Raw genomic sequence first — 13,731 nt, forward strand, 5'->3', positions numbered from 1 at the left:
CCTCGGCCCTCGGCGCATGGCGCATGGCGCATGGCCGCGGCGCGATGGGCGCAATCGACTGACGGCCGATAGTCGGGTGGTTTATGGTGACCATGCGCGAATTGATCGCGGGAGCTCCACCGAGGGGCTGAGAGGGTGGCTGGGGCCGCCGACCGCAGAACCTGTCCGGGTAATGCCGGCGTAGGGAGTTCCAACGATGTCGCCATTCAACCGTGATGTGTCGTCCCCTTCTTCCGGGAAGGGCCCCGATCTCGACGGGGAAGATTCCCGGCCGGAATCCGAGCCCGTCTCGGTGGAAATCCCGAGTGTTTTTCCGGCGGCCTCGCCAGGCGGGACACCGGGCCAGCCCGCGTCCCAGGCGGCGCCCGGCGCGCCCCAGGGGTCGCCTGCCGCGCCCCGGGCGACGGCCGTCTCGACCGGGCCGCTGGCGGGCAGTCGCAAGACCTGGCTCGTCGGCGCGGATCCCGACCTGCGGGTGCCGATGCGGGAGGTCGTCCTCACCACCGGCGACAGCGTCGTGCTCTACGACACCTCCGGCCCGTACACGGATCCGGCGGCGGACGTCGACGTGCGCCGGGGCCTGCCGCCGCTGCGGGCACGGTGGATCGCCGAGCGGGGGAACACCGCCCCGGCCGGCGGGCGGGGCGCGCTGCGGGCCCGGCCCGGCGGGGGAGCGGTCACCCAGCTCTCCCACGCGCGCCGGGGCGAGATCACCCGGGAGATGGAGTTCGCCGCCCTGCGTGAGGGGCTGCCCGTCGAGACCGTGCGGGCCGAGATCGCCGCCGGGCGTGCCGTCCTGCCGGCGAACGTGAACCATCCCGAGTCCGAGCCGATGGTGATCGGCCGGTCCTTCCTGGTGAAGATCAACGCGAACCTCGGCAACTCGGCCGTGACCTCCTCCATCGAGGAGGAGGTCGAGAAGATGGTCTGGGCCACCCGGTGGGGTGCCGACACCGTCATGGACCTGTCCACCGGCGCCGACATCCACCGGACCCGCGAGTGGATCCTGCGCAACGCCCCGGTCCCGGTCGGCACGGTGCCCATCTACGAGGCGTTGGAGCAGGTCGGCGGCCGGCCCGAGGCGCTGACCTGGGAGGCCTACCGGGACACCGTCATCCGCCAGTGCGAGCAGGGGGTGGACTACATGACGGTCCACGCCGGGGTGCTGCTGCGTTACGTGCCGCTGACCGCGCGGCGGCGGACCGGGATCGTCTCGCGCGGCGGTTCGATCCTGGCGTCCTGGTGCCTCGCCCACCACGAGGAGAACTTCCTCTACACCCACTTCGCCGAGCTGTGCGAGATCCTCGCCGCCTACGACGTGACGTTCTCGCTCGGCGACGGCCTGCGGCCCGGCTCGATCTCGGACGCCAACGACGACGCCCAGCTCGCCGAGCTCGCCACCCTGGGGGAGCTGACCCGCGTCGCGTGGGAGCACGACGTGCAGGTGATGGTGGAGGGGCCCGGCCACGTCCCGCTGCACCGCGTCGAGGAGAACGTCCGCCTGCAGCGGGAGATCTGCCACGACGCGCCGTTCTACACGCTCGGGCCGCTCACCACCGACGTCGCGCCCGGCTACGACCACATCACCTCGGCGATCGGCGCCGCGGTGATCGGCTGGCACGGCACGGCGATGCTCTGCTACGTCACCCCGAAGGAGCATCTCGGTCTGCCCGACCGCGACGACGTCAAGGCCGGCGTCATCGCCTACAAGATCGCGGCCCATGCGGCGGACCTCGCCAAGGGGCATCCCGGCGCGCGGGCCTGGGACGACGCGCTGTCGGACGCCAGGTTCGAGTTCCGCTGGGCCGACCAGTTCCACCTGGCGATGGACCCGGACACCGCCCGGTCCTACCACGACGAAACCCTGCCCGCCCCCGCCGCGAAGACGGCCCACTTCTGCTCGATGTGCGGACCGCACTTCTGCTCGATGAAGATCTCCCACCAGGTGCGGGCCGCCGGGGACGGCGCCGCCCCGGCCGTCCGGACCGGTCCAGCCGCCGTAACCGGTCCGGCCGCTCTGACCGACCCGGCCGCTCTGACCGACCCGGCCGCCCTGGCCCCGCACCCGGCCACGGCGGACGAGGAGGTCGCCGCGGGACTTCGGGCCAAGGCCGCGGAGTTCGCCGCGGCCGGCAACCGGATCCACCTCCCGATCGCCGGCCCCTGAGCGTCGCGGCGGCAAGCCGGGCGAGCGACCGTCGCTCTGGGTCGTCGCCGCGGGTCGTCGCCGCGGGTCGTCGCCGTTGGCGGTCGCCATCGGGCGGTCGCCATCGGGCGGTCGCCACTGAGTCGCCGGGGGTCAGGTCCGCGCGGGCGAGCCGGGGAAGGGCGGCGGCGTGGTCGGCCGGTAGCTGCCCTGGATCGCCCGCTTGATCTGCTCGACGAAGGTGCGTCGCGCCGTCTCGTCGTCCAGGTTGACGAGGTCGATGTAGCTGATGCCGCGCAGCAGCCCCTGCGTTTCCGGGGGGCACACGGCGACCCGCACCGGAATCAGGCGCCGCTTCATTCCGGTCGGGTCCGCCCACCATGCCGCGTGCCACTCGGCCTGGACCTTCGCCGAGGCCAGGTAGTTCTCGGAGAGGACCACGAGGGTCCGTTTCGAGTGGGACACGGCCTCGTTGAGGCGCGCCACCAGATGATCCCCGGCGACGACGTCCCAGGTGTCGAGATGCACCTGGAAGCCCTGCTGTTCGAGCAGCCAGGCACACCACTCACCCCAGGCGCCGTCCTCCTCCGCGGCCGAGACGAGAAAGTCCCATCCGGCCGTGGTGCGCGGCTCCTCGGCGACGATCGGCGCCGCCGTCGGCGGAACCGACTGCTGCTCCGCCTCGGGCACCCGAGGGTCGCCGGCCGCCCCGTCGCCCGCTGCCCGGTTGTCCGCCGGGGGCAGCTGGACCCAGGCGGGGCCGGTAAGGCCGGGAACGTCGGTCTCGACCCGCCGGAACGAGTCGGGATCCAGCTCGCGCTGCCGCTGCTGCCGCCGCCGATCGACGGCGGTCGCGAACAGTGCGCCCGAGATGATGACCCCCATCTCCGCGGTGGGGAACTCCCCGAGCAGGCGGCTGAGGGCGGGCGTGTCGACGAGGCGCGAGGCCGCCTGAGCGGCGTCACGCAGGGCGGCGTCACGCAGGGCGGTGGTACCTCGGGCGGTGTCACCTCGGGCGGCGCCGGAAGCGGCGGGAGCGGCGGCGGTGTCGTCGGCGACGGCCCGCCCCTGGTGCAGCGCGACCCGCAACCGCACGCGACCGCTGTCGTTGCGCGGCCGGTTGTAGGCGTGCAGCATGCCCCCCAGCTCCCGCACGAGATCCGCGACGACCCGTTCCGCCGGCACGTCGTCGCGGACCACCCCGAGCAGCCCGCCGCCCCGGTCCTGGACGCGGACCGCGTCGGCCGGCAGGTCGCAGCGCTGCGCGGCGAGGCCCACGAGCTGGCGCAGGCCATCCCGCCAGGCCACGGGCACCCCCACCCCCGCCGGGCCGAACCGAACCGGATCGATGGCGAACAGGACACTGCCCGCCGGCGCCCGGACCCCCTCGGAACCCGTCCCGGACGGGCCCGCCGCCGGCGCTGCCTCGACGCTCGGGGAGCCCGCGCCGGCCGCCGATCCGCCCGCCGCCGTTCCAGCCGTCGCCGACCCGGCCGCCGCCGTTTCGCCCTCTGCCGTTCCGGTCGGCTTGGTGGCCGCGGTGAAGACCTTGTTGGCGGGGTAGGCCGCCGCCGCCGCGGCCAGGATGTTGACCCGACCATCCGCCAATATGCCCAGGTGAAGGTAGTGGTTGATCTCGTCCCAGAACTCCAGCGGGGTCTGCGTCGTCCAGGACGGCTGCCGCCCACGTTCCAGACCGGCCCGTTCGAGTATCGCCATGGCGTTGGATGGACGGTAGAAGGCTCGCGCGAGCATCTCCACCTCGATGTCGGTCAGCCGCTCCGTCACCGCTCCCCCAGAACCGTCCCGCCGCACCGGCAGCCAGACCTGACGAGCGCCGCGCCGCCGCCGTCCGCACCGGGTTCCGCGACTCCCGCCGGATGCTGCTGGCCGATCTTACGTTGCGACCGACTCGGGCGCGCATAGCGTGCGTTCACCGGCACAATCGGTCAGGCGTCAGGCGTCAGGCGTCAGGCGTCAGGCGTCAGGCGTCAGGCGTCAGGCGTCAGGTGGCGGTCGGCGCGGTCCTCGCGTGCGCGGGTTCCGCAGAGGGGACCCACCGATGCCACGCCGGCGTCGTGCCGTGCGCCGCAGGAACAGCGCGAAGCGACCCGCGGCTGCGTCCCGGCACCGGCCAGGCAGGGATGCCCCACGACCGCCACTCACCACGAGCATCAGACGAACTACAGATGGTCCCACCTCGACGCGGCCCGTGAGTCGCTCCGGCGGTGCTGTAAGCTGGCACCGCCGGCCACCACGGTGGCGGGCGCGCGCTCGTAGCTCAACGGACAGAGCATCTGACTACGGATCAGAAGGTTGGGGGTTCGATTCCCTCCGAGCGCACGCAAGGTTGAGACAGGCCGGAGCCCCGCACCCCCATCCAAGGTGCGGGGCTCTGCCGCTTCAGGAGCCAGAACGACCGGCCATGCGCCCGAGCGCGACCAGCGCCAGGCCGCCGAGCAGCAGGCCCAGGCCGAGCAGGCCGAACCAATCCACGAACAGCAGCACGCCGATGGTCGCGGCGACCACGCCCCGATGCCGCCAGCAGCCCCGCACCGCCAGCCACAACCCCTTTCCGGCCACCGCCGCCACCAGCATCCACACCGGCACGTGTATCTCCTCGGCCCGTGTCGGCATCCGCTGGAAACGCTGGTCACCGTCGATTCTGGACATGGCAACACCACCCGCTTTTCGGACGTGCGAAATCAAGGGCAGGAGAGGTAGGGAAATCTCGGGCGGCCCGGATCCCGGAGAAACGATCCGGCTCCCCCGATTGGACCGGCGGGGTCGAGCTACGACGCCCGCGGACCCGTCACGCCGGCGGCATCCTCAGCGGCGAAACGGATTTGCTCCGCCACGGATCCCCCTTCCTGAGATCGTCCCCACCGGCCGGACCAGCCCCACCGGTTGGGTACGGATCGAGAATGCTCCGCCAGAAGAGCGCTTTTCAAGCGGTATATCGGCGGTGCATGAGCAGTCGGGATCGAAAAAGGCCGTGACGGCATGAAGCTATGCACGCCATGCCGGGTCGATATGGCCATTGACCAGGTCAGCTACGGGCAATGCGAATTCGCTAGCATGCCGTGCATGACTGATCGTTCCGGTCCCGTCCGTGTTCCCGATTCCGGTCGGGACTCCGACGGCGAGGATTGGACGGCCGTAGCGCAGGCCATCAACACCAGGATGACCACCCGCCGTATCGGGCAACAGGAGCTCGCCGACCGGGCCGGCATCGCTGTGTCCACGCTGCGGCTGGTGCAGCACGGCGCGACCCGCCGCGTGCGTACCAAGACCCTGTCGGCCATCTCCCGGGCTCTCGACTGGCCCGACGATCACCTTGTGCGTGTTCTGACCGGTGACCACGTGGCAGCGCCCGCGGCAGTGGACGAGACCGCGGCGCTGGGGCGGCAGATCCTCGAAGGCGTCCGCGACATCCGCGACGACCTACGGGCACTCGTTCGCCGCCTGGACGACCTCGACGGGCTCCAACGCTGACGTGCCGCCGCGGCGCTCACTCCCGTGGACTTGTTGCCCGCCGGAGTCCTGGCGCACCGCGGACGTCCGCGCACAGGCGAAGACCCCGGACCTCGGTCGGAGGGGAGAGGCCCGGGGTCTTCCTGTGGCCGGCGGTGTGCGACCCGTCGGATCACCGGCCACGTTCAGGGTGGGAGGACCCCACCGCCCCCGGATGGGAGGAGGTGGAAGGGCAGGGCCCTCCCGGGTGACAGGTCGGACGGTCGATTCCGGCCGGTTACCGGCTCAGGTGGGGAGTGTCAGCTCCCACACGGTGTGTTCGGTCCAGGACCCGGCGGCGCTCACCCGCACCTCATGCGGTCGGCCTCGATACCCACGCTGAAACCGGGACGCGGCGACGACGGGAGCGCGTTGGCCGATCGGACCGCGTCGGATCGATGGCAGATCCTGGGCGTAACACAGCGCCACGGTCGTGCTGGCGAACGGGGTGCCCTTCCGGTGGATCGTCACGGTCGCGGCGGTCCCCAGGACCGCGGCCGCACCGCGGCATCTTCCAGGAACGGCGCTATGACGGGCTGGAACTCGGCCACGAGAGCCACCAACGGCCCGCCCCGCGTGGACTCCACGGCCTCTGACGGCTCCGCGATCAGCAGCCCGTCCACGTCCGGCACGCCCAGCGGGGGTAGAGGGCTCCCCAAAATCATGATCTTAGGCACCGGGCAGCAGCTCCCACGCCGTGTAGTCCACGGTCCGACCGCCGGTCTCCATCCGCATCCGGTGCGGCACCGGTGTGACGGCAACATCGAGATCCTCCGGCCCGGGGGCCACGCCGACCGTCACCACGGTCAGATCCCGATCACCGGCCCACTCCCGCTCCCCGCGGATGTACCGGCCGATCAGGAACGCCACCCCGGTCTCCATCACCGTCGCCCCCGACGGCCACACCGTCACCGTCCCCCCGCCGGTATCGGCCACGGTGCTCAGCGCCCAGCCGACCAACCGCCTCCCACCACGCGCCGGCAGGAAGTCGGTGTGCACGCGACCGCCGCTGTCACGGGCCACCAACGGCCCGGCGACGAGCAGCCCGGCGCGGCCGGGATGGAGCAACCGGGGGATGTCCTCGGCCGGCACCTCCCACGTCCGCGGCCCCACCCGAGCTCCACTCACCGTGCCGTCCCCGCGGCAACAGACAGGCCCGGCAGCACGAGCGCGTTCGCATAGCCCTGTTCCCGCGCGTAGTCTCTCGCCTCTGTTCCGGACAGAAACCAGCCGATCACGCCCGCCAGGGTTCCGCGGGGACTGCGCACCACCAGCGCCCACCGGATCCGGTGCACCCTGGACGCCGCGTCGGCGGTGTTTTCCCGGCCCCGCCGTCCTCCCTGTGGCCGGCTTCCGCGGCAGGAACAGGTCCCGCCTGGAACACGTCGAGCTCACCCGGACGGGCGTAGGCGCGGCATCCGCAGCCGCATCGCTGACGCTGCCCGCCTCGCCACACAGATCAAGACGCGGCAGCGCGGCAATCGGCGTGCCCGTCCCGCGTGCCCGTTGCCTGCCGTTCATCGCTGTCCCCTTCGTCGTCTCCTCGCCCACGCCACCCACCCCGACGGGTCGGACGCCCGCAGGGTCGCCCGGCGACCAACCACGGATCGGCGCGGATGTCGTGACCGGCACTGGTGTCGACGCCGCCCGCGGAGGAACACTCGGCACGGACGGCGCCGACTGCGGACAAGACTCACCGGAACCGGGCAGCCACGGAATGTCGAGACGGCATGGAGCGACGGCATTCCAGCGCCGCCGTCTCCGCAGCACTATGGGCAGCTCAGCGCCGGTCCGGCGCCCTTTGACCGCTCGAGCCGGACTTGTGATGCCGAGACGACATCGGCCCAGCTATGCTCACCGTGCTGATCTGCTTACGCGGCTTGCCCTGATCTGCCACCGACCGAAGAGCGATGCATGACCGCCGATCCCGAATCCGCCTGGCAGCGCTACACCGTCTCCGCGGAGCTGCTGCACCGCGACGACATGGCCGACGCCCTGCGCGGCCGGGACTTCGGCGCCGCGTTCCTGCTCATGCGCAAATGGGATCACGTCAGCCAGGACCGCATAGCCTCCTCGATCGAGGGCTTCAGCCAGTCCAGGATCAGCCGCATCGCCGGGGGCAAGGCGAAGGTCGAGGAAGTCGAGGTCGTCGAGCGCATCGCCGACGGCCTACGCATCCCCGGTGCCATGGTCGGCCTGGCGCCTCGCCCCTGGGAAGTCCCCGGCGCCGCAGGCGTCGCACCGCGACCGCCGCGGGAGACGCTGCGGGTGCCCACCCACCTTCGGGAACAGGCGGGTGGGGCGTTCGGGGCGCCGCCGGTGATGCCCCGGCGCGACGAGGTCACTGACTCCATCCGCCAGCTTCTCGCTTGCATCGAACCCCCCGCTGCCAGCCGAGGCCGCCGGGTCGAGCTTCCCCCGATCGACCTCGAAGCGAAGATCCTCAATGCGTGGAGTTCGGGTCGGCCGCGGGAGGGCTCCCCGGTCCTGGTGATGGTGGCGGGGTTTCCTGGGTCGGGGAAGACGGAGTTCGCCCGGTTCATCTGCGAGATCACCGGCTGGTCGCTGCTCGACAAGGACACGATGAGCCGCCCGCTGACCGAGTCCCTGTTGCTGTCGATGGACACCGACCCGAACGACCGCCAGGGCGAGGTCTACACGGGCCGGATCCGCCCGTTGGAGTACCGGGCGATGTTCGACACCGCGTTCGACAATCTGCGCTTGGGCCTGCCCACGGTCGTGACCGCCCCGTTCGTGCGTGAGCTGACGGACGCGGCGTGGATGGAGCGGATGAAGAAGCGGTGCGCGAAGGCCGGCGCGGCGATCGCCGTGGTCTGGCTACGCTGCGACATCGACTCCCAGCGCGACTACCTCGAATCCCGCGACGCCGCCCGCGACACGTGGAAGCTGTCCTACTGGGACGAGTACGTGGCCACCATCGACCCCGACCAGCGTCCCGTGTGCACCCACTATGTGGTCGACAACAGCCGCCACGCCCGCAGCAACCTTGCCGAACACGCCCGCCGCCTGGCCAGCCGGATCCGCGATGCGTCCTGACGCCGTCATCCTTTACGGCCCCCCCGCCGCAGGGAAGGACACCGTCACCGCCGCCCTCACCGCGCTGGACGATCGGTATGTGCACTTCGACCGGCTGAAAGTCGGTGCCAACGCCGGTGCCCCCTACCGGGCGGCATCCGCCGACGAACTTGACCGCCTCCAGGCCGAGGGGGCGATTCTCTATGCGAACGAGCGGTACGGGAACGTCTACGCCATCGACCGGCCCCGCCTCGACGACCTCACCACCGCCGGCCGCGTGCCAGTCGTGCACCTCGGCCAGGTCGCCGGCATCCACACCCTGCATGCCGAATATCCAGCCCGGTGGGTGACGGTCCTGCTTTGGTGCCCCCGCGAGGTTACCGCCACCCGAGCCCGCCAGCGCGGGAGCACCGACGTTGCCGAAAGACTGACCGTCTGGGACGAGACGAAAACCGATCTCGCCGCCGCGGACATGGACGTGTTCGACGTGGTGCTACGCACCGACCAGCGACCGCCCGACGAGGCTGCCGTTCACATCCACCGCGCTCTGACGGACCGGGCCCGAGCCGTCCCGCCGGTATGGGACAAGGTGGACTGACCGCGATGCAGCTTGTCCTTCCCGCCCTCACCTTCCGCACCCCCGACGGCGCCATCGACACCGCCGCCACCGTCGCCTACGCCCGGCGTGCCGCGGGAACATGGGCGCACCGCTTCATCCTGTCCGGCACCACCACCGGCGGACACCAGGCCAGCGAAGCCGACCGCGCCGCGGTCGTCGACCTGTGGGCGGACACGATCGGAGTGGACCGGCTCACCGCATGCTGCTGGACTCCCGCCGACATCACCCACGCCACCCACGCCGGTGTCGTCCCGATGGTCGTCCTGCGAGACCTCGCCAACGACGCCGAGGCCCTGAGCCTGTTCGCCGCTTTGCCGAGGCCGAGCTACCTGTTCAGCCACCCGGAGTTCAGCCCGACCACCCTGACACCCGAGCTTGCCGCCGCCGCCCGCGCCGCCGGTGTCCTGCCCGCAGCCGCGAAGGTCTCCAAGGTCCCACCAAGCGGCATCGCTGCTCTCCGCACCGCGACCGGCCCGGACTTCACCCTGTGGGACGGCACCGCCCGCCACATCAGCGCCAGCCTCGACGCCGGAGCCGACGGCATCGTGACCGCACCCCTCAGCCACCTACCCGACCCGTTCCCCGCCACCCAGGCCGACCAGCTCCAAGCCGCCATCGACGCCGCCCAACACCACCTCGACACCCAGACTGGCCGAGACGCTCGGACCGCCGCCCTGTTCGTGATGGCCACGGCTGGACACCCGAGCATCGGCACCTGACGTCGTGTCTGCCGAATTGCTCGTTTTAGGATCAAGTCGCGGTGCGGGCCCGCGCCGCGCGGCCGCCTGCGCGCGGCCGTGAACGGCCGTGCTCGCCGGGCGCGTCGCGGCCCCCCCAAAAATCTCCCTAAGCCAAGTTCACGTACGAACAGAGATCTCCACAACAGGCTGGAGCACCTCAAGCCTTCCAGCATATGCGCGAATTACGGCATCATAAATGTCGGTCTTAGTGCTGCGAACTGCAACAACAAGTGCATACCTAATCTTATTAGCCGAGTTAGTGATTCCACCACCCATGCGCGCATTATAGTGAATATCGAACATGGGGCGATACAGGGTGTTCCCGCGAAATCTCTGCTTTGCGTTGAGGACCGTGTCCCACTTCTGCGCATCCCGGCGCAGAGTTTGCTCCGAATCATAATTAGTACGTTTAAAGAAGGACTTACTCTGAGGATCGGTACTTTCGTCCTTCGCGAAGCGACGAGCATCGGGCCGGAACGTCACCTCGAGCCCACTCCGGGTGTAGCTTCCTGGATCTTGTGGATCTACAGCTGTCGCATAGCAGAAAGTTGCGCTAATTTCTACCATTCCATCCAGCTGCTCATCGGGCATCGGAATCAGCGCGCGAAGATACTGGCTCGGCTCCAGCTCGCCCTGATAGATCACGCGTACAGTGTTCTCTGGGCAGGTGACAAGGCTTTCCAAATCGCCTCTTAGTCGGCCCCAACCGACCTCAGACCTATCGTTCATAGCCCCGTCTGCACCATGGATAAGGAGGGCCTTCAGCGCAAGAGGATTCAAACGACTACCAAAGTGTGCGCGAATTCCGGAGGCCAGACGTAGCGCCGCAGGTGCTGCGAACGACGTGCCGCATGTCGACGCTATTTGCGGAGAACGATCCGTGGCGTAGACCATGAAAGGCTCACGATCTTCGCCCCCAAAATGTAGGAGATCCGGCTTCACTCTACCGGGGCTGCGACCAGGACCAAACGCGCTGTAGCTGGCGCGCTGCCAACCCTCTCGCACACTATCCGCAGCGCCTACACCAAGGGCATTGACGCAATCAGAGGGTACTTGGATCTGCGCCTCACCAAGGTCGGAGTCGCCCTCCCCATTGTTTCCGACCGCTACCGCTGCTAGTGCGCGACCGTCGGCGAGATACTCATCCAAAAGCGCCGTCCATGCATGAACTTCGTCGTCCTCAACGGGGAGAGCTGGACCGATGCTGAGGCTGAAAAGTTCATAGCACTCCTGCTTCAGCACACTCTCAATCCGTTTCAATACATCGTAAAGCTCGTAGGGGTCACTATCAGTCTTCTCGTCAAGGACCCGATAATGATCAATTCGACTGTACGGCCGCGGCGCCGGTTTACCGACCACAAGACAGCCGAAGAGAGCAGCTGAAGTGACATCATGGCCGTGTTGTAGAAGCATAGGTCGGGAGGTAGACACCCCTTGAGTGTCTAGAGCGGTTACCCATCTACCAAGCTCACTCGTTTCGTCAAATCCTCCATCGAAGATCGCCATTCGGAGATCGGGGTCAACCGGTCCCTCGGACGGCAAGGGGGAAATCGGTGAGTTCGGGAGTGGGACCGATCGTTCTATGGGCATCAGCCTGCGCAGTCGAGGCATAGCGCGTACAACCCGGAGAAACGAAAATCGTGCAAGATCGGAAACCGCATGAATCGGGGCCTCGACAGGCATGAAGCACAGACCACCTGCGTACACTCTACGATCTAGATCGGGCTGTACACCAAGCGACAACGCGTATTCTTCGAATGCCAAAATAATGTACTGTGCCGCAGGAGAGTTACTTGCATGTAGGCCGACTTCGAGTACAATTGCTTCGGCCGAATTTATCTGGGGAGCTCCAGAAGTGTTGCGTATCTTCTCAACACTGGTGGGCGCACGGAAGTCTTCCAATCGTTGGATCTGTTCACTAATTCGATGTGGGGAATGACCAAGATCGATGGCCCAACGCTCGAATGATTCACGTTTCCCTGCGACAAATATATCCGTGCTTGGCAGCGGCTGAGGATTCCCCTCTCTAGTCCATCTTTCCGGCTGGACAGTGACAGGACGGCTTCCTACTTGTCTGAGATTAAACTCGTCGAATAGCTGCTGCGGATGATACGATTTTGCGATAGACTGAGGATGGAGTGTTACTATTCCGATAGCTTCATTCTCCGGACATGCCGAGCGTGGCAATGCATCCAAGATCGCTGCAGCTTCCCTAACCCTCGGGTGCAAACGCTCTATTGCCTCCTGGTAAGAGTAAGCGGGTTGCGGACCCCCGCCGCCACCAGGCGGAGGGATACGTTCCGTCAGGCGCTCACCGTAACCGAGGAGAAAGCGCGGCTCATCCGGCATCCCCAATTTCCTCTCTTTTAGCGCTGCTACTTGACTGATTTGCCATATATTTACGAATCGTATCCCTACTTACGCCAGTCATTTCACTTGCTCGCCTTTGAGACATTCCTGTACTTCTGATTATTTCGGCTACAAAGCGTCCGCGCTGGGCGGCTGGCAGCGTTCGGATGCGAATCTGGGCTATCTGGAAAAGCGCCTGCTCGATGGAGGTCCCGTCCAAGACGGCCGCTCGACGGGCTCGCATGACCTCACGTTCTACGTCATTGAATGACGATCCCACATAAAGTTGTGCAAGCATGGAAAGTGTTTCGTTCCCGATTTCATTTCCGTCAAGATAGCGCTGAATCGCCGCTGCAAGTTTCTCTGGCTCAGGTAGAGGGAATTCGACGAGAAGCTCAAATCTTCGCCACACTGCCGGGTCGAGTAGTTCGGGGTGGTTAGTCGCGGCTAGAAGAAGAGATCCCCCCGGCCAGGAATCAACTTCCTGCAGAAGTACCGTAACCAACCTCTTTAGCTCACCGACATCCGTTACGTCATCACGCTTCTTTGCAATAGCATCAAGCTCATCGAGAAGTAGAATACTCTTCGTGCTCTTGGCGTAATCAAGAACCTTGCGAAGATTATTTCCTGTCCGACCCAGCAAACTACTAATAACGGTCGAAAGATCGAGCACTATCAAGGGGACGCCAAGTTCCCTGGCTAGCCAACGCGCAGCGAGAGTTTTTCCAACACCAGGAGGACCCGTAAAAAGTGCAGTTCGGGTAGGAGCTATACCCGCCTCGAGTAGAGGTTCGGGCATTCGATATTCCCGAAGAAGTTGTTGCAGCGAGGCATTTGTTTCCGTATCAAGTACTGGCTCAACCGAGAGTACTACATGCTCCTCTTCGCGAACGAGAGGAAGGCGTGACTCCGTGTCGATCGGCTCCGCCATTACCGTTGCGCGACCAGCACTACTTCTAAGGGGGCTTTCGCGAAGGAGCATGACGAGGTCCGATGCCAGCGCCGGCCTTCTGTCCCTGTATCGCCGAGCAAGGCGCCGGAGCGTGACCTGCGCGTGGGAGGAGTTCGAGGCGAGGGCAAGTCGCGCCACATGGACTAGATCTGTCTCTACCTCCGAGAGCTCGTCCGTCTGAGGGTTGGATGGGTTCGAGGGCATGGCATCAGCCTACCGGGCTGGTGGACTAGCAAACAGGGTCAGGACAACAACTAGTCCACATCGTAGCAGTCTCCTTGTGATCCGGTGACGATCACCTGACCCTGCCGATACGGCGGGCACTCACTGCACGGCAAGGATCAAGACCTTCCTGATCTTTGGCGCGAACGAGACG

General features: G+C 67.2%; 10 protein-coding genes, 1 tRNA gene and 1 riboswitch. Of the genes, 6 read left to right on the forward strand and 5 right to left on the reverse strand.

The features are described 5' to 3' along the window. The first annotated feature begins 97 nt into the window (after positions 1-97). Positions 98-204, forward strand: a riboswitch (TPP riboswitch). Continuing rightward, positions 197-2,167, forward strand: a complete 1,971-nt coding sequence (gene thiC, locus FRAAL_RS03450; protein ID WP_011602036.1) for a phosphomethylpyrimidine synthase ThiC — start codon at positions 197-199, stop codon at positions 2,165-2,167. It overlaps the preceding riboswitch by 8 nt. 132 nt (positions 2,168-2,299) lie before the next feature. On the opposite strand, the gene FRAAL_RS03455 is transcribed toward thiC, so the two are convergent. Further along, complete coding sequence (locus FRAAL_RS03455) at positions 2,300-3,934, reverse strand: toll/interleukin-1 receptor domain-containing protein (protein ID WP_041938775.1); 1,635 nt, start codon at positions 3,932-3,934, stop codon at positions 2,300-2,302. Positions 3,935-4,416: 482 nt separating this feature from the next. Between FRAAL_RS03455 and FRAAL_RS03460 the strand changes: the two genes are divergently transcribed. Continuing rightward, positions 4,417-4,489, forward strand: a tRNA-Arg gene (locus tag FRAAL_RS03460). 60 nt (positions 4,490-4,549) lie between these two features. Here the strand turns inward: FRAAL_RS03460 and FRAAL_RS03465 are convergent. Further along, the gene (locus tag FRAAL_RS03465; protein ID WP_041938776.1) at positions 4,550-4,819 is read right to left on the reverse strand and encodes a hypothetical protein; all 270 of its coding nucleotides are present in this window, start codon (positions 4,817-4,819) and stop codon (positions 4,550-4,552) included. 414 nt (positions 4,820-5,233) lie between these two features. On the opposite strand from FRAAL_RS03465, the gene FRAAL_RS03470 reads away from it, so the two are divergent. Then, positions 5,234-5,641 carry a helix-turn-helix domain-containing protein gene (locus FRAAL_RS03470; protein ID WP_011602040.1) on the forward strand — a complete coding sequence of 136 codons (408 nt, stop codon included), beginning with the start codon at positions 5,234-5,236 and terminating at the stop codon, positions 5,639-5,641. 687 nt (positions 5,642-6,328) lie between these two features. On the opposite strand, the gene FRAAL_RS03485 is transcribed toward FRAAL_RS03470, so the two are convergent. Then, positions 6,329-6,772, reverse strand: coding sequence for a hypothetical protein (locus FRAAL_RS03485; RefSeq protein ID WP_041938778.1), 444 nt, complete (start codon positions 6,770-6,772; stop codon positions 6,329-6,331). Between the two features lie 801 nt (positions 6,773-7,573). On the opposite strand from FRAAL_RS03485, the gene FRAAL_RS30190 reads away from it, so the two are divergent. The 3 genes from FRAAL_RS30190 to FRAAL_RS32730 are packed head-to-tail and all read left to right on the forward strand — an operon-like array spanning position 7,574 to position 10,033. Continuing rightward, a complete protein-coding gene (locus FRAAL_RS30190) occupies positions 7,574-8,716 on the forward strand; it encodes a P-loop nucleotide/nucleoside kinase family protein (RefSeq protein ID WP_011602045.1) in 1,143 nt (380 codons plus the stop codon). Beyond that, positions 8,706-9,293, forward strand: coding sequence for a guanylate kinase (locus FRAAL_RS03495; RefSeq protein WP_011602046.1), 588 nt, complete (start codon positions 8,706-8,708; stop codon positions 9,291-9,293). Before FRAAL_RS30190 ends, FRAAL_RS03495 begins: the two co-directional genes overlap by 11 nt. Positions 9,294-9,298: 5 nt before the next feature. Further along, positions 9,299-10,033 carry a beta/alpha barrel domain-containing protein gene (locus tag FRAAL_RS32730; RefSeq protein ID WP_041938779.1) on the forward strand — a complete coding sequence of 245 codons (735 nt, stop codon included), beginning with the start codon at positions 9,299-9,301 and terminating at the stop codon, positions 10,031-10,033. Between the two features lie 138 nt (positions 10,034-10,171). On the opposite strand, the gene FRAAL_RS34130 is transcribed toward FRAAL_RS32730, so the two are convergent. Together FRAAL_RS34130 and FRAAL_RS31290 are read right to left on the reverse strand one after the other, a co-directional pair. After that, positions 10,172-11,560 carry a S8 family peptidase gene (locus FRAAL_RS34130; protein WP_197537243.1) on the reverse strand — a complete coding sequence of 463 codons (1,389 nt, stop codon included), beginning with the start codon at positions 11,558-11,560 and terminating at the stop codon, positions 10,172-10,174. A gap of 832 nt (positions 11,561-12,392) precedes the next feature. Next, positions 12,393-13,559 (reverse strand): AAA family ATPase, encoded by a 1,167-nt coding sequence (locus tag FRAAL_RS31290; RefSeq protein WP_011602053.1) that lies wholly within the window; start codon positions 13,557-13,559, stop codon positions 12,393-12,395. Positions 13,560-13,731: the final 172 nt, after the last annotated feature.

Source organism: Frankia alni ACN14a (genome assembly GCF_000058485.1).
GTDB classification, from domain to species: Bacteria; Actinomycetota; Actinomycetes; order Frankiales; family Frankiaceae; genus Frankia; species Frankia alni.